18 protein-coding genes and 1 pseudogene are annotated in these 16478 nt (G+C 68.5%); 11 read left to right on the plus strand and 8 right to left on the minus strand.

Annotation, left to right across the window (positions count from 1 at the left end):
• Positions 1–63: 63 nt before the first annotated feature.
• Positions 64–327, minus strand: a complete 264-nt coding sequence (locus ACXJKM_RS08435; protein WP_457351592.1) for a hypothetical protein — start codon at positions 325–327, stop codon at positions 64–66.
• 167 nt (positions 328–494) lie between these two features.
• Between ACXJKM_RS08435 and ACXJKM_RS08440 the strand changes: the two genes are divergently transcribed.
• Complete coding sequence (locus ACXJKM_RS08440) at positions 495–1277, plus strand: PEP-CTERM sorting domain-containing protein (protein ID WP_457351594.1); 783 nt, start codon at positions 495–497, stop codon at positions 1275–1277.
• Between the two features lie 28 nt (positions 1278–1305).
• On the opposite strand, the pseudogene ACXJKM_RS08445 reads toward ACXJKM_RS08440, so the two are convergent.
• The 6 genes and pseudogenes from ACXJKM_RS08445 to ACXJKM_RS08470 all read right to left on the minus strand — a co-directional run.
• Positions 1306–1506, minus strand: a pseudogene (locus ACXJKM_RS08445) (ABC transporter permease); the annotation flags it as partial.
• Positions 1507–1510: 4 nt separating this feature from the next.
• Entirely contained in the window at positions 1511–2383 is an 873-nt protein-coding gene (locus ACXJKM_RS08450) for a TauD/TfdA dioxygenase family protein (RefSeq protein ID WP_457351596.1), read from the minus strand.
• The gene (locus ACXJKM_RS08455; protein ID WP_457351598.1) at positions 2384–4183 is read right to left on the minus strand and encodes a family 2A encapsulin nanocompartment cargo protein cysteine desulfurase; all 1800 of its coding nucleotides are present in this window, start codon (positions 4181–4183) and stop codon (positions 2384–2386) included. It lies immediately after the preceding gene.
• Complete coding sequence (locus tag ACXJKM_RS08460) at positions 4158–5081, minus strand: family 2A encapsulin nanocompartment shell protein (RefSeq protein ID WP_056193959.1); 924 nt, start codon at positions 5079–5081, stop codon at positions 4158–4160. The genes ACXJKM_RS08455 and ACXJKM_RS08460 overlap by 26 nt, the downstream gene beginning before the upstream one ends.
• A gap of 42 nt (positions 5082–5123) precedes the next feature.
• Complete coding sequence (gene epsC / locus ACXJKM_RS08465) at positions 5124–6047, minus strand: serine O-acetyltransferase EpsC (protein ID WP_457351600.1); 924 nt, start codon at positions 6045–6047, stop codon at positions 5124–5126.
• Positions 6047–6520 carry a rhodanese-like domain-containing protein gene (locus tag ACXJKM_RS08470; protein WP_457323350.1) on the minus strand — a complete coding sequence of 158 codons (474 nt, stop codon included), beginning with the start codon at positions 6518–6520 and terminating at the stop codon, positions 6047–6049. The genes epsC and ACXJKM_RS08470 overlap by 1 nt, the downstream gene beginning before the upstream one ends.
• 437 nt (positions 6521–6957) lie before the next feature.
• Between ACXJKM_RS08470 and ACXJKM_RS08475 the strand changes: the two genes are divergently transcribed.
• From ACXJKM_RS08475 to ACXJKM_RS08490, 4 genes are all read left to right on the plus strand, one after another.
• Complete coding sequence (locus ACXJKM_RS08475) at positions 6958–8037, plus strand: DUF6081 family protein (protein ID WP_457351602.1); 1080 nt, start codon at positions 6958–6960, stop codon at positions 8035–8037.
• A 44-nt stretch (positions 8038–8081) separates the two neighbouring features.
• Positions 8082–8687 carry a TetR/AcrR family transcriptional regulator gene (locus ACXJKM_RS08480; RefSeq protein ID WP_457351604.1) on the plus strand — a complete coding sequence of 202 codons (606 nt, stop codon included), beginning with the start codon at positions 8082–8084 and terminating at the stop codon, positions 8685–8687.
• A gap of 141 nt (positions 8688–8828) precedes the next feature.
• Positions 8829–9665, plus strand: a complete 837-nt coding sequence (locus ACXJKM_RS08485; RefSeq protein WP_457351606.1) for an oxidoreductase — start codon at positions 8829–8831, stop codon at positions 9663–9665.
• A complete protein-coding gene (locus ACXJKM_RS08490) occupies positions 9662–10663 on the plus strand; it encodes an NADP-dependent oxidoreductase (RefSeq protein ID WP_457351608.1) in 1002 nt (333 codons plus the stop codon). Before ACXJKM_RS08485 ends, ACXJKM_RS08490 begins: the two co-directional genes overlap by 4 nt.
• On the opposite strand, the gene ACXJKM_RS08495 is transcribed toward ACXJKM_RS08490, so the two are convergent.
• A complete protein-coding gene (locus ACXJKM_RS08495) occupies positions 10650–11693 on the minus strand; it encodes a DUF3500 domain-containing protein (RefSeq protein WP_457351610.1) in 1044 nt (347 codons plus the stop codon). The two genes, ACXJKM_RS08490 and ACXJKM_RS08495, sit on opposite strands and share 14 nt — an antisense overlap.
• 93 nt (positions 11694–11786) lie before the next feature.
• Here ACXJKM_RS08495 and ACXJKM_RS08500 point away from each other — a divergent pair, with 93 nt between their 5' ends.
• The 6 genes from ACXJKM_RS08500 to ccmC all read left to right on the plus strand — a co-directional run bounded on the left by ACXJKM_RS08500 (position 11787) and on the right by ccmC (position 16440).
• The gene (locus ACXJKM_RS08500; RefSeq protein WP_056193933.1) at positions 11787–12266 is read left to right on the plus strand and encodes a VOC family protein; all 480 of its coding nucleotides are present in this window, start codon (positions 11787–11789) and stop codon (positions 12264–12266) included.
• Positions 12267–12297: 31 nt separating this feature from the next.
• A complete protein-coding gene (locus ACXJKM_RS08505; protein ID WP_457351612.1) occupies positions 12298–13449 on the plus strand; it encodes a serine hydrolase domain-containing protein in 1152 nt (383 codons plus the stop codon).
• 104 nt (positions 13450–13553) lie between these two features.
• Positions 13554–14294: a hypothetical protein gene (locus tag ACXJKM_RS08510; RefSeq protein ID WP_457351614.1), complete on the plus strand. Its 741-nt coding sequence runs from the start codon at positions 13554–13556 to the stop codon at positions 14292–14294.
• A 110-nt stretch (positions 14295–14404) separates the two neighbouring features.
• Positions 14405–15025 carry a heme ABC exporter ATP-binding protein CcmA gene (gene ccmA, locus ACXJKM_RS08515; protein ID WP_457351616.1) on the plus strand — a complete coding sequence of 207 codons (621 nt, stop codon included), beginning with the start codon at positions 14405–14407 and terminating at the stop codon, positions 15023–15025.
• Positions 15025–15687 (plus strand): heme exporter protein CcmB, encoded by a 663-nt coding sequence (ccmB, locus tag ACXJKM_RS08520; protein ID WP_457351618.1) that lies wholly within the window; start codon positions 15025–15027, stop codon positions 15685–15687. Before ccmA ends, ccmB begins: the two co-directional genes overlap by 1 nt.
• A complete protein-coding gene (gene ccmC / locus ACXJKM_RS08525) occupies positions 15688–16440 on the plus strand; it encodes a heme ABC transporter permease CcmC (RefSeq protein WP_457351619.1) in 753 nt (250 codons plus the stop codon).
• Positions 16441–16478: the final 38 nt, after the last annotated feature.

The following is a 16478-nucleotide window of genomic DNA, read 5'->3' on the forward strand; positions in this document are numbered from 1 at the left end:
CTCCCGATCCTCACCGGCGCATTGGGCCGGTGGAGGCGGCGACCCCATGGCTCGCCGAGAGGCTCATGAGGTGATCTCATCGCTCTGTTTGCGGCCTTCGAGATCCTGCTGCGACACGATCGCGACCGTGTATCGCCTGACATTCAGCAAGCGCATGACGCCGCGATGCGCCTTGTCTGCCAAGCGTGAAGTGGCATAGGGGCCGAGCATCTTGACAGGGTAAAGACCCTCTCCGTCGACGACCTCGACCCAGTGTGCGTCGTCTTTTCCGGTCGTCATCCTCTTGATTCCTCTCGGGTGTTGAGCTGCCTCGCGCAGGGCTGCCATGACCTGAACTGTGCAGACCTTCGGTGAGGTCGGTATGAGGTCAGTGTGAAGTTCCAGGACGCAAGGCAGGCGCCGGCCTGCATGAGCCCCCTAGAACCTGAGGCTGCCGCCCACACCCCCACAGGCCTACGCTTCGCCATTTGTCATTGCCAAGCCTGGAGGCGCTCATGCCCACCTCGCGAATCGCGCTGGCCCTGTCGGGCGCCCTGTTGCTGGCCGCGGCCGGCATCGTTCAGGCCAACACCCTTGCGCCGGCCGCCGTGGCCGGCAAGGTGTCCTTCAACTTCGAACCACCAGCCGCCATTCAGGTCGACGGCTTCGGCAGCTTCCCGCTGCTCGGCCCGGGCGGCCAGGTTCGGCTCGACGCATCGCCCCTGCCCAGCCCATCGTTGTACGCCGAGGTCGGGGTTGGCCCCGGCTTCACCGGGCGGGCCAGCGCGCAACTGACCTACCAGATGCAGGTCATCGCCCCACCGGGCGCGGACCCGAATGCGGATGTGGGCGTGAACGCCGCCGTGGCCGGGCGGGTGCTGGGCTCGTCGAACAATGTCGACCCCTTCGCCGGCTTTGCGATGAAGGCGCAATGGCTGCTGGAAGACGTGAGCCTCGGCCTACAGCCGGTCTTCAGCGACGGCATCGAAACTGGCGCGCTGCAGGGCAGCTTCAACCAGAGCTTCGACCACGACGTCGCGCTGTTGCTCAAGCCCAGCCATATCTACCGCGTGACGCTGGTTGCCGACGCCTTCGCCGGCGCTTCGTCGGGGCCCTGGGCCATTGCCACCGCCTATATCGACCCCGTGTTCACCTTCGCCGGCGGCGTCGGCCCGGGCTACGCATTCGAGTTCAGCGCGGGCATCGGCAACGCACCCATCCCGGAGCCCGGTGCATGGGCGTTGCTCACGGTGGGACTGCTCGCACTCGGGCTCCGCATGCGCAGACGCGCCGGCTGACAAACTCAGCGCTGCACGACCCAACGACCCAACGCCTCACCGTCAACCGCTCGACGGTGTCGAAGACGAAGCGCTCGACCAGCCAGCTGATCAGCACGATGGTGGCCAGGCCGGCGAACACGCGGTCGGTCAGCGGCTCGTTGCGGCTCTGGAAGATGTACCAGTCCAGGCCACCGCTGCCCGATGATGCGCCGAAGAAGAACTCGGCCGCGATCAGCGTGCGCCAAGCATGATCAGAACGGCTTGTCGCCCTCGATGGTGGTGCGGTGCAGGCGGCGGCGCATCTGCGGTGGGCAGCCGGCGGCCAGGTGGGTGACGGAGCGGTTGTCCCAGAACACCATGTCGTGGGGCAGCCATTGGTGGCGGTACTGCAGTTCGGGCCGCGTGCCGTAGGCAAACAGCTCGGCCAGCAGATTGCGGCTCTCGTCCTCGGAAACATCGACGATGCGGGTCGTGAAGTGCTCGCTGACGAAGAGGCCGAGGCGCCCCGTCTCCGGATGGGTGCGAACGACAGGCTGCACGACAGGCTTGACCTGGGCGACCTGCTCGTCGCTGAGCTTGGGCCGCCACGGGCTGCGTTCGCGCAGCTCCTCGTACTTGGCGAGGTAGGAGTGCTCAGCCTTCAGGTGGCGCACGCGCTGCTTCAGCTCGGGCGGCAGCGCCACCCAGGCCGCGTGCTGGTCGGCAAACAACGTGTCGCCGCCCTCTTCCGGCAGCTCCTGGGCCAGCAGCATGGAGCCGAGGCTGGGCGTTTCCTTGTACGACAGGTCCGAGTGCCAGAAGTGACCGGCATCGCCGAGGCCGACCGGCTGGTCGTTCTCGACGATGTTGGAGACGATGAGGATCTCCGGGTGGCCCTGCAGGTGGAACTGGTGCAGCACATGGATTTCCAGCGCACCGAAGCGACGACTGAAAGCTATCTGCTGCTCGGGCGTGATGCGCTGGTCGCGGAAGACCAGCACATGGTGGTCGAGGTGGGCGCGGTGGATGCGGCGGAAGTCTTCGTCAGCCACCGGCTGGCTCAGATCCAGGCCCACCACCTCAGCGGCAAAGCTGCCTGGCAGCGGGCGGATCTCGACTCGGGTGAGCGTGTCCGTACTCATCATTCAAGCCCTCGCCAACCGGCGCACCACCGACACGAAATGGTCGATCTCGTCGCAGGTGTTGTAGAAGGCGAATGATGGCCGAACGGTCGCTTCCACGCCAAACCGGCGCAGGATGGGTTGGGCGCAGTGGTGGCCGGAGCGCACCGCGATGCCCTCCTCCGCCAGCGCCTTGCCCACCGCTGACGTCTCATGGCCCGCCAGCACGAAACTCAACACGCTGGCCTTGTCGGCCGCGGTGCCGATGAGCCGCACGCCCGGGATGGGGCGGATGGCCTCGGTCGCGTAAGCCAGCAGGTCGTGCTCGTAGCGGGCGATGTGGTGCAGACCGATGCGCGAGACGTAGTCCAGCGCGGCGCCCAGGCCGGCCGCGTCGGCGATATTGCCGGTGCCAGCCTCGAAGCGCGCCGGTGCCGGCTGGAACACGGTGCGCTCGAAGGTCACGTCGGCAATCATGTTGCCGCCACCCTGCCAGGGCGGGATAGCGTCCAGCACCTCCTTGCGGCCAACGACCGCACCGATGCCGGTGGGGCCGAAGATCTTGTGGCCGCTGAAGATGAAGAAGTCGCAACCGATGGCCTGCACGTCCACCGCGAGGTGGGAGACCGACTGCGCACCGTCCACCAGCGTCGTCACGCCCTGGCGCTGCGCCATGCCGACCAGCTCCTGCACCGGCACGACCGTACCGAGGGCATTGCTGACCTGCGTGACGGCGAGCAGCTTGGCTCGCGGGCTGCCAATGAGCTTCTGCGCCTCGCTCAGGATGACCTGGCCGGTGTCGTCCACCGGGATCACGCGCAGATGCGCGCCCTTGCGCGCGGCGAGCTGCTGCCAGGGCACGATGTTGGCGTGGTGCTCCAGATGGGAGACGACGATCTCGTCGCCGTCGCCGACGTTCTGCTCGCCCCAGGTGTTGGCCACGAGGTTGATGGCCTCGGTGGCGCCGCGCACGAAGATGACTTCGTCCGCCGAGCGGGCATTGACGAACCTGGCCACCGTCTTGCGAGCACCTTCGTAGGCGTCCGTCGCTCGTGCCGCGAGCGTGTGGGCGGCGCGGTGGACGTTGCTGTTCTCGTGCTCGTAGAAGTAGCTCAGCCGGTCGATGACGGCCTTGGGCTTCTGCGTCGTGGCGGCGTTGTCGAACCAGACCAGTTGCTTGCCGTTGACGCGCTCCGACAGGATGGGGAAATCCCGCCGGATGGCGTTCACGTCGAAGGGCTGGCGCTGGCCTTGCAGCACATGCTTGTTCGGCAGTTCGCCAGCGTGATGGCCTGCGGCGCCGGGGTGGCGTGGCTGCAGGTCCAGCACGTAGAGCGATGGCTGCTGAGACACGCTCGAAGGCTCGACGAAGTAGTAGCCCGAGGGCACGGCTTCGCGTTGCGGCGGCGAGATCTGCTGAGGTACGCCCAGCAGCTGGCTGCCGGCGCGGCCGTCAATGCCGGGCACGCTGGTCAGCAGCACGTCGGGCACGCCATTGCCAGCTTGCGCGTGGGGTGCCCGGGCGGGTGACGGGCGCAGCAATGCGGCGACGTGATCGGGGCCTGTGGGCGCGAGATTGAGGCCGGGCGCCGCTGCGCCGAAGCCGCCGAACTGCGTGGTGGTGGACTGAGGCAGCGGGCCGCTAGGCAGGCCGGGCGGCAGCGGGTTGGCGGGCACGTTCAAGCCACCGGCCGACTGCACCGGCTGGGCCGACGGCAGCGATCCGGCATTCAAGCTGCCGAACAACTCGTTGGCCAACCGGCCCAGCGCCGCGACGTCGAATGGGCTCTCGACCACGTCAGCGGTAGGTGTCAGGGTACTCATGGTACTTGCCCACTTCCACGTCTTCGAGCACGGCCAGCGCGTCGTCGCTGTGCACCGCCAGCGAGCAATACAGGCTGATCAGGTAGGAGGCGATCGCGTTGCGGTTGATGCCCATGAAGCGCACCGACAGGCCCGGCCCCTGCTCACCCGGCAGGCCGGGTTGATACAAGCCCACCACGCCCTGGCGCTTGTCGCCCACGCGCAGCAGGATGATGCTGGTTTTGCCGTCGTTGACGGGCACCTTGTCGCTGGGGATCAGCGGGATGCCGCGCCAGGTCAGGAACTGGCTGCCGAACAGGCTGATGGTGGGCGGCGGCACGCCGCGCCGGGTGCACTCGCGGCCGAAGGCGGCGATGCCCAGCGGGTGGGTCAGGAAGAAGGCGGGCTCCTTCCAGACCTTGCCGAGCAGGTCGTCCAGGTCGTCCGGCGTGGGCGCGCCGGTGAGGGTGGACAGGCGCTGCTCGTCCGCGACATTGGCCAGCAGGCCGTAGTCGGGGTTGTTGATCAGCTCGGACTCCTGGCGCTCCTTGATCGTCTCGATGACGATGCGCAGCTGCTCCTTGATCTGGTCGTGCGGGCTGCTGTAGAGGTCGGACACGCGGGTGTGCACGTCCAGCACGGTGGCCACCGCGTTCAGGAAGTACTCGCGCGGCGCGGCGTCGTAGTCGGCGAAGGTGACGGGCAGCTCGGCCTCGTCGCGCTTGGCGCAGGCGACCTTGACGGCCTCGGGGTCGGCCACCTTGTTGAGGCGGTAGATGCCGGCCTCGACCGGAATCCACTGCAGCAGATGCGTCAGCCAGCGCGGCGTGATGGTGGAGAGCTGCGGGACGGTTTTTGTCGCGTTCGCAAGCTGCCGCGCGGCGGTGTCGCTGAGCGCGAGTTGAGGGGTGTCAGCCATGGGGAAAAGGGCTCCTGGGGGCGGTGGGTGGGGGTGAGGAAATCAGGCGCTCAGCGCCTGGAAGGCTGAGTTCGGATCGGCTTGCGAGGCCGCCTGGGAAATGCGGCTTTGCGGCGGCAGGCTGCGCGTCAGCCAGACATTGCCGCCGATGACCGAGCCGCGGCCGATGGTGATGCGGCCGAGCACGGTGGCGCCGGCGTAGATGACGACGTCGTCCTCGACGATGGGGTGGCGCGGCTGGCCCTTGTGGGCATGGCCGGCCTCGTCGGTCGGGATGCTCTTGGCGCCCAGCGTGACGTTCTGATAGATGCGCACGCGCTGGCCCAGCACGGCCGTCTCGCCGATGACGACGCCGGTGCCATGGTCAATGAAACAACCCGCACCGATCTGCGCGCCAGGGTGGATGTCGATGCCGGTCTGCGCATGGGCGAGCTCGGCGATCACGCGAGCAATCAGCGGCAGCCCGAGACGGTACAACTCGTGCGCAAGGCGGTGGCTGATCAGCGCATGCAGGCCCGGGTAGCAAAGCAGCACTTCGTCGACGCTGCGCGCTGCCGGATCGCCCTGGAAGGCGGCGATGACGTCGCTGTCCAGCAGTTCGCGCACGACGGGCAGGCGGGCGGCGAAGCGGGCCACGCGCTCGGCGGCGTCGTTGAAGGTCGGCACCTCGGTACCGCGCAGCCGCGCGTCGTGGCCCAGCTCCAGCGCCACCTGCTGGCGCAGCCTGGAGAGCGCCGCGCCCAGCGTGTGGCCGACGTAGTAGTCCTCGCCCTCGGGCTGCAGGTCGGGCGGCCCCAGGCGCATCGGGAACAGCGCGCCGGCCAGTTGCTGCACGACGACCGCCAGCAGCTCGCGCGACGGCAGCTCGCGGCCACCGGCGTCCCAGCGCCGATGCTCTTCGCGCCAGCGTCGGCGCGCGCCACGCAGCGCCGAGACGATGCCGGAAAGGTCGTCGACCGTATCCATCAGTCCTGCACCCAGGGCAGGCTGTGGAAACGCCAGCCATTGAAATGGCCGCGCTGCTGGTGGTCGTCGCTGTCGCCCTCGAAGCCTTCCTGCACATTGAAGACGTTGGCGAGACCGGCCTTGGCCGCGGCTTCAGCAGCCAGCGCCGAGCGCTTGCCGCTGCGGCACAGCAGCAGCACCGGCAGCTCGTTGCCGGATTTGCCGCCCACCTTGGCGTCCAGCTCCTTGGCGAAACGCGGGTTGCGGTTCAGCGAGGTGCCGGTGGCCCAGGCCACGTGCAGGCTGCCCGGCACATGGCCGACGAAATGGCGCTCCTCGGCGCTGCGCACGTCGACGAGGACGGCGCGGCCCGCCTGGACCAGGGCCCAGGCATCGCGCGGTGCGACGCTGCCTGCGAAGGGCAGCACAGCGGCCTGGGCAGCCTCGCGGGCGCGGGCCAGGACTTCGGGTTCTTCAAAAGCAACGGTGCTCATGTCGGCTCTCATGCGAAAACCGAGCAAGGCTAGGGTTCAGGGCTTCTTCGGCAAACGAAGCAAAACGCGAACAGTTATGCGGTTTGCACGCAAGGCCCTCAGGCAAAGAAAAAGCCCTTCGACCGGCGCACCGGTTCGAAGGGCTGAATCCACCCTTGCGGGAGGAGGAGACAAACAAGGAAGTCTCAACCGTAACGCCAGAGCGGCGGGCGTGGCAGTCAACTTGGCGACTGATTGAATGACCAAACCGTCATGACGTATGAGCTGCGGTTAAGTCTTCAGCCGCCCAGCCGCCCGATCCACCATCGGATCATCGCCCTGGCATCCCCAATCTTGATGAGCAACCGCCCTTGACCTGGGAAACCCTGTGGACCGATCGCCACTCCATGGCCTGATCGTCAGCCGCGAAGCAACGCAGCTTCATTCAAGGGGCACTCATGAACTCAAGCCAGACTCACTGGACCCGCGCGGCCATGCAGCGCACGACCTTGGTGTTGGCTGCGGGGTTGGCGCTGGCCGCAACGCCAGCTACGGCGGGTACCGTCGTCTACGACAGCTTCGACACGCCCGGCTATTCCCTGGCCAGCTATGGCGCCAAATGGGTCAACCCCTATGGCCTGGGCGAAATGGCCCTCGGCGACACGCGCGACTTCTCGGGCGGCAGCTTCGCCATCAAGGCCCCGGTCTTCCAGACGGGCTATGACTTCAGCGTCTACGACCACCTCAAATACATCGCCACCAGCAGCCAGGCCTTCGCCGTGCCCACCGGCGGCTCGCTGACCTTCTCCTCCACCATCAGCGCCACGGCCCACAACACCCAGGCGGCGGGCCGCGTCATCAGCGGCAGCTACATCCAGAGCGGCCTGCCCTATTCGGCCACGGCCCTCGAAGGCCAGCAGGCTGGTGCGGTCATGAACATGATCGACTTCTCCACCGGTCAGCTGTTCGACTGGTTCATCTCAGGCTCGACCGCCTTCACGCTGATCGAGCGCCTGCCGTCGTCGGTCACCAACCCGGCGCTGTTGCCGGGCGATCCGGGCTACGTCGGCATCGACAAGATGTACACGCAGATCATCAAGCAGATCGACATCGGCCCCGGGCCGCACACGGCTTCCATCAGCTACAGCGATGCCGGCAGCGTCAGCTACTTTCTCGACGGCGCACTGGTGTCCCAGGTCGACAACGTCGGCATCCCGCTCGACCAGCAGGGCGCCAACTGGTCCGGCGTCTATCCGTCCTATGGCCCAGGCGAGGCCCTGGGCGGCAAGATCCACAACCTGACCATCGGCCACGGCCTCTTCAGCCTGCTCGACGCCTTCCCCTTCCAGCACTCCGACCGGCCGGATCTCGCCGTCTCCGTCCCGGTGTCGGAACGCCTGTTCGGCCAGGGCATGGACGCGAGCTTCGACAACTTCACCGTCACCTCGGTGCCCGAGCCGGGCAGCTGGGCGATGCTGGTGGCCGGCTTGATGGGGGTCGGCGTGGCGCTGCGGGGCCGGCGAACGGTCCCGGCCTGAGGCAAGTGCCAGAAAAATCACGGCAGCCCCGGATCGCATGACGTATGATGAGCGTCATGCGAAATACAGCAAGCAATGCCAGAGCCGCGGCCAAGGAGGCCTCGCACGAACGCATCGTGTCGGCCGCGGCACGAGCCATCCGCCGCAGTGGCTATGACGGCACGGGTGTCGCCGACATCATGAAAGAGGCGGGCCTGACCCACGGCGCCTTCTACGCCCACTTCCCGTCCCGCGAGGCCATGCTGGCGGAGGCGGCCGGGCTGGCCTGTGCCCAGGCAGCCGCCGCCGTGGCTGACGTCGTGGCCCACACGCCGCCCGACAAGACCCTGGAGACCATGCTGCACGCCTACCTCTCCAAGGCCCACGTCGAGCAGGTGGAACTCGGCTGCCCACTGGCGGCCCTGGGCTCGGAGACATCCCGCCAGGCTCCCGAGGTGCGCCGGGTGACCACCCGCCACATCAAGGCGATGGTGGACCTGATTGCGCGCCAGTCGCCTGATTGGGGGCAACCCGCAGCGCATGAACACGCATTGGTGACCCTGGCGACCATGGTCGGCGCCCTGCTGCTGGCACGCGCCGTTGACGAACCTGCACTGTCGAGCAGCATGCTCGACGCGGCGCTGAAACGCCTGGCCCCCAGCCATCCCTGAACCCTCACCGACGCAGTCGGCCTTTTGCTCGCCTTTTAATATGACGAACATCATGCGAACAAAGCCTCAATCCTTCCTGACCCGCCGCGCACCGCGTACGCCGGCGAGCTCCTGACCTCCACACGCGGACGAAAGAACACCATGAACACGAACAACAAGATCGCCCTCGTGACGGGCGCCTCCTCAGGCATAGGCCAGGCCACCGCCGAGCGGCTCGCGAAGGCGGGCTACACCGTGTACGGCACCAGCCGGCAGGGGCGGCAGGCGGGGCAGCGCGGGTTCAAGATGCTGGCCCTGGACGTGACGCTGGACGACTCGGTCCAGGCCGCAGTGGACCAGGTGATGGCGCTGCACGGCCGCATCGACCTGCTCGTCAACAACGCCGGCTTTGGCGTCGCGCCGGCCGGCGCGGAGGAAAGCTCCATCGAGCAGGCGCAGGCCATCTTCGACACCAACTTCTTCGGCATCGTCCGCATGACGCGGGCCGTCCTGCCGCACATGCGGCGCCAGGGCAGCGGCCGCATCATCAACATCGGCTCCGTGCTGGGCTTCCTGCCCATGCCCTACGGCGCGCTCTACGCCGCGACCAAGCACGCGATCGAAGGCTATTCCGAGTCGCTTGACCATGAGCTGCGCACCCGGGGCATCCGCGTCTCGGTCGTCGAGCCCGCCTACACGAAGACGCCGTTCGACGCCAACTTCCTGGAGCCCGATGCCAAGCTCGATGCGTACCGCGAGGCCCGTGTGGCGGTGAGCGAGAGGGTGAGGCAAGTGATGACGACCGCAGACCAGCCAGGCGTCGTCGCCGAGGTCGTACTGAAAGCCGCCAGCGCAGCTCAGCCGCAACTCCGCTACACGGCCGGCGGGCTCGCGAGCCGCCTGCGACTGCTGCGCCGATTCGCGCCCGCTGGCCTGGTGGACGCCGGGATTCGGCGCGATCTGCAGCTCGACGCGGTATCGTCGGCGAGCGCATCATGAAAGCCTTTCTCCTCGACCGCTACGGCAAGAACCGCACATTGCGGTCGGCAGAGGTGCCGGCTCCGACGCTGCGCGATGACGAGGTGCTGGTCCAGGTCCACGCCGCCGGCGTGAACCTGCTGGACGCCAAGATCAAGAATGGCGAATTCAAGCTCATCCTGCCTTACCAACTGCCCCTGGTGCTGGGCCATGACGTGGCCGGCGTCGTCACCGAAGTCGGGCCGCGCGTGCAAGGTTTCAAGCCGGGCGACGAGGTCTATGCGCGGCCCGATGACTTCCGCATCGGCAGCTTCGCCGAGTTCGTTGCGGTCAAGGAAGCGTCCCTGGCGCTCAAGCCCAAGGCGCTCAGCATGGAAGAGGCCGCGTCGCTGCCGCTGGTGGGCCTGACCGCCTGGCAGGCCCTCATCGAGAGGGCAAAGCTGAAGAAGGGGCAGAAAGTCTTCATCCAGGCCGGCTCCGGTGGCGTCGGCAGCTTCGCCATCCAGCTGGCCAAGCATGTGGGGGCCACCGTCGCCACCACGACCAGCAGCGCCAACATCGAGCTCGTGAAGCGCCTGGGCGCCGATGTCGTCATCGACTACCGCAACGATGACTTCGAGCGCGTGCTGCAGGACTACGACGTCGTGCTGCACAGCCAGGACACCGCGGCATTGCACAAGTCCCTGCGCGTGCTCAAGCCCGGCGGCACCCTCATCTCGATCTCCGGCCCGCCCGATCCCGCCTTCGCAAAGGGCCTGGGCGCGCCGTGGTTCGTGCGCCTCGTCGTGCGTCTATTGAGCGCCGGCGTCAGGCGGGCGGCAGCGCGCCTGGGCTTGAACTACTCATTCCTGTTCATGCGCGCCAGCGGGCAACAGTTGCGCGAGATCACTCGCCTGGTTGACGCCGGCGCGATACGCCCGGTCGTGGATCGCGTCTTTGCGTTCGAATCGACGAACGAAGCGCTGGCCTATGTCGAAACAGGCCGGGCCAAGGGCAAGGTGGTGGTCAAGGTGAAGTAGACGACCGGTGGCGATGCGCGCTGCCCTCGGCCTTGCGGTAGTGCTCGCCCAGGACATCGCGGCCGAAGTCGCCGTCGAAGTCGCGCCACACCGAATGGATGTGGTTGCCACCCGAGTTGTCAAACTCGATGAGGAAGCTGGCGCCCTGGATGCGGAAGTAAAACGGCTGGCCAGCCTGCGTTGATCCGGCCCAGCCCATGCGGATGCCGTCGAGCGGCGCGGCGCGCACGCGGCCCAGGCGAGCCTGGGCCAGATCGGGTTGAAGGTGGTCGGCCAAGGCGGTGATCAGCTTCAGCACCTGGGCCTGCTGGCCGGCGTCCATGTCCGCGAAGGGCAGGCCCATGGCGTCCAGCGGCCTGGCACGCGCGGCATTGCCGCTGACGATGTCGCCAAAGGGGCGGGTGCTGAAGATGGCGCGCGAACGCTGTGCCGGCGCCAGACCGGCCAGCCATTGGCGGGCCAGGTCTTCCTCGCTACCCAGCAGGCGAAAGCCCTGCTGCGGCCCGGCAGGCACGACGGCCGGGTTGGCGCCAAAGAATTGCGGCAGCGTCGACACATAGCGGTCGCCGTCCAGGCTGAAGTGCAACGACAGGTGATGTCCTTCGATGCGCCAGCCCCAGCCAGTCGCGCCCGGCTCGCCGTAGATCGCGATGGCGTAGTTCTCGGGATCGCGAAAGCTGCCCGAGCCCTCGATCTGGCGCAGCGCGATCTCCAGCGCCATCAGCGCCCTGACCTTGCCCAGCCCGCCCTCGTTCAGCGCGGTGCGCAGCAGGGCCGTCGTCGCCTCGCGCTGCGCGGGCGACATGGCCTTCCAGGCGATGCCGTCACGGCGGCGCGGCGTGTAGTGCCAGTCACTGCGGGCGGCGTCGGTGAAGGGGTGCAGCAGCTCGCCGCGCTGCGACGCCGGCGTGGCCTGCGCGAGCTGTCGGGCTGCCTGCGCGGGGGCCGGCACCTGGGCGTGCAGCTTCGGCATGACGGCAAGCAGGGTCAGGAGGGCCGAACTGGCCAGCAGTGAACGGCGGAGCTTCATGACCCCCAACATAACGTAACCACCAAGGCCTCTGCTAGGGATCAACATTCGGCCAGGCCGGCCCTAGGCTGGCCACTCACTCAGGAGACCCCCATGGCCGCCAAGAACACGATCTGCCTCTGGTACGACGGTGACGCCGAAGCCGCCGCCCGCTTCTATGCCGAGACCTTCCCCGACAGCCGCGTCGGCGCTGTCCACCGCGCGCCGGGCGACTACCCCGACGGCAAGCAGGGCAACGTGCTGACCGTGGAGTTCACCGTCGCCGGCATCCCGTGCATCGGCTTGAACGGTGGCCCGATGTTCAAGCACAGCGAAGCCTTCTCCTTCCAGATCGCCACCGACAACCAGGCCGAGACCGACCGCCTGTGGAAAGCCATCGTCGGCAATGGTGGGCAGGAAAGCCAGTGCGGCTGGTGCAAGGACCGCTGGGGGCTGTCGTGGCAGATCACGCCGCGCGCGCTCATCGATGCCATCAGCGACCCCGATCCCGCCGCTGCCAAGCGGGCCTTCGAGGCCATGATGGAGATGCAGAAGATCGACATCGCCAAGATCGAGGCCGCACGACGCGGTTGAGTGGGCCCGCCGGGCCCTGAGAATCCCGGCCATGAGACCTGCCCTCACCATCGCAGGGCTGCTGGCCGCCGCCCTGCTGGTCAGTTGCGCCCACCGCCCCAGCCTCGCACCCCAACCCCTCGCCGAGGCTGACGCGGCCGTCGAGCGCTTCATCGCCCAGGGCCAGCTGCCGGGCGCCGCTGTGTGGATCGAGCGCGTCGGCCATGGCAGCCACCACCGCGCCTACGGCCAGCGTGCCGTCGAGCCGGCGCCCGAGCCGCTGGACGAAGCCACCGTCTTCGACGCCGCCTCGCTGACCAAGCCCGTCGTCACCGCCACGCTGGTGCAGTTGCTGCGCGAGCGCGGCCAGCTTGACCTCGAAGCGCCGCTGCAGCGCTACCTGCCAGGCTGCGGCGGCGCCGACAAGGCCGGCATCACGCTGCGCCTGCTGCTGACGCACAGCTCGGGCCTGCCCTCCGGCCTGCCCCGCAACGGCGCCGGCGACTGGGCGGGCAAGGACGACGCCCTGCGCATCGCCTGCGACCTGCCCCTGGCCGCCGCGCCGGGCACTCAGTTCCGCTACTCGGACGTCAACTACATCCTGCTCGGCCTGATCGTCGAACGCACCAGCGGTGTGGCGCTGGAGCGCTTGGCCGAGCAGGCCCTGTTCCAGCCCCTGGGCATGAAGGACAGCGGCTATCTGCCGCTGCGCCGCATGGACGCCTCACGCGTCGCACCGACCGAAAAGTTGCCCGATGGCCAGGTGCTGCGCGGCGAGGTGCACGACCCGACCGCACGCAAGATGGGTGGCGTGGCTGGCCATGCAGGCCTGTTCACGACGACGGCGGACCTGGCCCGCTTCGCGCGCATGCTGCTGGCCGGCGGCGTGGGCGAGGACGGCCGACGCCTGCTGTCCGAGCAAAGCGTGGCCCTGCTGACGACGCCGCAGTCCTCGCCCGACCTTGCCGAGCAGCGCGGCATGGGCTGGGACATCGCCTCGCCCTATGCGCGCCCGCGCGGCAGCCTCTATCCGCCCACCAGTTTTGGCCACACCGGCTTCACCGGCTGCGCCTTCTGGCTGGACCCGACAAGCCGCAGCTTCTTCGTGCTGCTGTCCAACCGCGTGCATCCAACCGCAGGCACCAATGTGCTGCCGCTGTATGGCGAGCTGGGCACGTTGGCGGCGCGGGCAGCGGGTTTGTAGGCGGATAAGCCAACCTCGTCGCGCCCCAGCCCGTTTCGTCGCATGAGCCCGACCTCCTGCGCGCGTCGACCTAGATTGCAGGCCTTCAATGGCACAGGATCTGCATGAACCCCATGAGGCGTGACTGGTCGAGACGGGTCTTGCTCGGCGTGCTGGCGGCTGCGCCGGCTGCCACCAGGGCGGCGCTGGCGACCCAAGGCGAGGTGTTCGTTGTCTCCACCCTGTACTCGCGGCACAAGCTGGTGCCGGCCTACGGCCTTCCCGTGCTCCGCCAGGTCATCGAGGCCGTGAAGCCCGATGTGCTGGTGTTGGACGTCACGCCCAAGGAACTGCGCACCCGCAAGGTCTGGCCCGGCAAGGTCGAGTACATCGATGTCATCTTTCCCTACCTCGACGCCACCGGCATCCCGGCTCTGGGATCGGAACCGGACGAAGCCTTGTTCAATCAACTGACGGGCTCGGTGGGCCAGGCCTACAAGGCCTTCGGTGAGCGGAACCCGGCCGGCGCCAAGGCGCTCGACGAGCTGAAGCAGGCCACCTACCGGGCGCTGGCCAGCGGGTGGAACTCTGCTGCCGACGTGAACAGCGAGAAGACGGACCGGCTGGTAGCTGCGCTGCGGGAGATCGAGGAGGGCCTGGTGGGCCAGGAGGCTGCCCAGGTGCAGGCCCAGTGGGATCAGCACCACGCCGATCGGCTGCGCGACGCCGTGCACGCGCATGCCGGCAAACGGGTGCTGATGCTGGTGGGCATCGAAAGCCGCTACCGCGTGCTGCGCAACCTGCGGTCTGCGGACGAGATTCACCCGACCGACGCCGAGGCGTGGCTGCGGCGCGCTGGACTTTGATCCCGCGCCCCGAAGCCTGACGGCTTGAGCGCGAAAAGCAGCGCCAACTGAAATAGCTCAGTCGTTTTGCTTCGTTGGCGCGGCATGGCCCGCTGCCTAGAGTGGCGGGCATGTCTCTCGCCCTCGCTTCCCTTTCTGCGCCACCCGTGCTCATCCTGCAGCGCGTGGGCCAGTCGCGTGGGGCGCGGCCGCTGTTCGAAGAGGTGGACCTGGCCCTGCATCCCGGCCAGCTGCTGTGGGTGCAGGGCGCCAACGGCAGCGGCAAGACCAGCCTGCTGCGGCTGATCTGCGGCCTCAGCGCGCCGCGCGCGGGGCGGGTGCATGTGGAGCGCGAGTTGCTCTACATCGGCCACCGGCCCGGGCTCAAGGACGTGCTGTCGGTCATCGAGCAGCTGCGCAGCAGCGCCGCGCTGGCCGGGCGTCCTTGCACTGAAGGACAGGCCCTGGCGRCACTCGCGCCGGTCGGCCTGGACGATGCCGCCGGGCTGCGCCTGGCCCAGCTGTCCGAGGGCCAGCGCCGCCGCGTCGCCCTGGCGCAGTTGTGGCTTCCCCGGGTTGCACCGCTGTGGGTGCTGGACGAGCCGCTCGCCGCGCTGGACGCCGCGATGGCCGATCGCATTGCCCAACGCCTGGACCGGCATGCGGATGAAGGCGGCAGCGTCGTGTTCACCAGCCACCAGGCCCTGCTGCTCAAGCGCAGCGTCCGCAGCCTGCAGCTCGGGAGGCCCTGATGGGCGCCGCAGCCCAAGCCGCCGCGGCGCTCGCCCGGCGGGAGTGGTCCAGCACGCTGCGCCAGCCGGCCGAATGGCTGACGCCTCTGGGCTTCGTCGTCGGCGTGGCCGCCATGTTTCCCCTGGGTCTCGGGCCCGAGCCGGCTAGGCTGCGCGAGCTGGCGCCGGGCCTGCTGTGGATTGCCGCTCTGCTGGCCAGCCTGCTGGCCCTGCCGCGCCTGTTCGCACCGGACCTCGCCGACGGCAGCCTGGAGCAATGGTGGCTGGCGCCGCTGCCACGCCCTTTTGCCGTGGCGCTGAAGCTGGCCGTGCACTGGGCCTTGGGCAGCCTGCCGCTGGTGCTCGTCACGCCGCTTCTGGCGCTGGCCTTCGGCATCGACAACCCGACGCCACTCGCGCTGAGCCTGCTGCTGGGCACACCCGCGCTGGCTCTGCTCGGCGGCCTGGGCGCGGCGCTGGTGCTGCATGCGCGCGCCGGCGCCGGCTTGCTGGCCCTGCTGCTGCTGCCGCTGGAGGTGCCGGTGCTCGTCTTCGGCACTGCGGCGGCCCAAGGCGGTGCGAATGCAGACACCGCCCTGCTGCTGCTCGGCGCCTGGCTGGCCGTGCTGCTGGCGCTAGCGCCCTGGGCCACATCGGCCGCCCTCTCACTGATGTTGGATTGAATGACCACCCCGCACCCGCTCTGGCGCTATGCCAGCCCCGCCCACTTCCTGCCGCTGACCGGCCGGCTGCTGCCCGCACTGTGGCTGCTGGCTGCGCTGGGCATCGCCGGAGGCCTCACGCTCGGCCTCTTCATCGCGCCCACCGACGCCCAGCAGGGCGAGGCCTACCGCATCCTCTACCTGCACGTGCCGGCGGCCTGGATCGCCATGGTCTGCTACGGCGCCATGGCCTTCTGGGCGCTGTGGGGCCTGGCCTGGAAGACGCGCCTGGCCTTCGTGCTGATGCGCGCGCTGGCGCCCACCGGCGCCCTGTTCGCCGTGCTGACGCTGCTGACCGGCTCGCTCTGGGGCCGGCCGACCTGGGGCACCTGGTGGGTCTGGGATGCACGCCTCACCTCGGCCCTGCTGCTGGCCCTGCTCTATGTCGGCTTCATCGCGCTGACCTCGGCGGTCGACACGCCAGACGACCCGCGTCGCGGCGACCAGGCCGGCGCACTGCTGGCGCTGGTTGGCGCGCTGAACCTGCCAGTGCTGTATTTCTCGGTCGGCTGGTGGAACACGCTGCACCAGGGCGCCTCCATCAGCACGCGCGGCAGCGCCATCGCACCGGAGATGCTGGCAGCGCTGCTGCTGTCGACGCTGGGCTTCTGGGCCTATGCCGGCGCTGTCGTGCTGGCGCGGGCGAGGCGGCTGCTGCAGGCCCGGGTCGAGTCCGAGGCGCGCTGGCCACGTGCCCTTGGGAGCCTGGCATGAATGAACTCTTCGGCGCCCATGCGTTCTATGTCTGGGCT

The organism is Roseateles sp. P5_D6, from assembly GCF_054049415.1.

What these genes read in the sequence shown, in the direction of transcription:
- ACXJKM_RS08435 (WP_457351592.1), bottom strand. Translation starts at nt 327, where the DNA reads ATGGCAGCCCTGCGCGAGGCAGCTCAACACCCGAGAGGAATCAAGAGG.
- ACXJKM_RS08440 (WP_457351594.1), top strand. Translation starts at nt 495, where the DNA reads ATGCCCACCTCGCGAATCGCGCTGGCCCTGTCGGGCGCCCTGTTGCTG.
- ACXJKM_RS08450 (WP_457351596.1), bottom strand. Translation starts at nt 2,383, where the DNA reads ATGATGAGTACGGACACGCTCACCCGAGTCGAGATCCGCCCGCTGCCA.
- ACXJKM_RS08455 (WP_457351598.1), bottom strand. Translation starts at nt 4,183, where the DNA reads ATGAGTACCCTGACACCTACCGCTGACGTGGTCGAGAGCCCATTCGAC.
- ACXJKM_RS08460 (WP_056193959.1), bottom strand. Translation starts at nt 5,081, where the DNA reads ATGGCTGACACCCCTCAACTCGCGCTCAGCGACACCGCCGCGCGGCAG.
- epsC (WP_457351600.1), bottom strand. Translation starts at nt 6,047, where the DNA reads ATGGATACGGTCGACGACCTTTCCGGCATCGTCTCGGCGCTGCGTGGC.
- ACXJKM_RS08470 (WP_457323350.1), bottom strand. Translation starts at nt 6,520, where the DNA reads ATGAGCACCGTTGCTTTTGAAGAACCCGAAGTCCTGGCCCGCGCCCGC.
- ACXJKM_RS08475 (WP_457351602.1), top strand. Translation starts at nt 6,958, where the DNA reads ATGAACTCAAGCCAGACTCACTGGACCCGCGCGGCCATGCAGCGCACG.
- ACXJKM_RS08480 (WP_457351604.1), top strand. Translation starts at nt 8,082, where the DNA reads ATGATGAGCGTCATGCGAAATACAGCAAGCAATGCCAGAGCCGCGGCC.
- ACXJKM_RS08485 (WP_457351606.1), top strand. Translation starts at nt 8,829, where the DNA reads ATGAACACGAACAACAAGATCGCCCTCGTGACGGGCGCCTCCTCAGGC.
- ACXJKM_RS08490 (WP_457351608.1), top strand. Translation starts at nt 9,662, where the DNA reads ATGAAAGCCTTTCTCCTCGACCGCTACGGCAAGAACCGCACATTGCGG.
- ACXJKM_RS08495 (WP_457351610.1), bottom strand. Translation starts at nt 11,693, where the DNA reads ATGAAGCTCCGCCGTTCACTGCTGGCCAGTTCGGCCCTCCTGACCCTG.
- ACXJKM_RS08500 (WP_056193933.1), top strand. Translation starts at nt 11,787, where the DNA reads ATGGCCGCCAAGAACACGATCTGCCTCTGGTACGACGGTGACGCCGAA.
- ACXJKM_RS08505 (WP_457351612.1), top strand. Translation starts at nt 12,298, where the DNA reads ATGAGACCTGCCCTCACCATCGCAGGGCTGCTGGCCGCCGCCCTGCTG.
- ACXJKM_RS08510 (WP_457351614.1), top strand. Translation starts at nt 13,554, where the DNA reads ATGAACCCCATGAGGCGTGACTGGTCGAGACGGGTCTTGCTCGGCGTG.
- ccmB (WP_457351618.1), top strand. Translation starts at nt 15,025, where the DNA reads ATGGGCGCCGCAGCCCAAGCCGCCGCGGCGCTCGCCCGGCGGGAGTGG.
- ccmC (WP_457351619.1), top strand. Translation starts at nt 15,688, where the DNA reads ATGACCACCCCGCACCCGCTCTGGCGCTATGCCAGCCCCGCCCACTTC.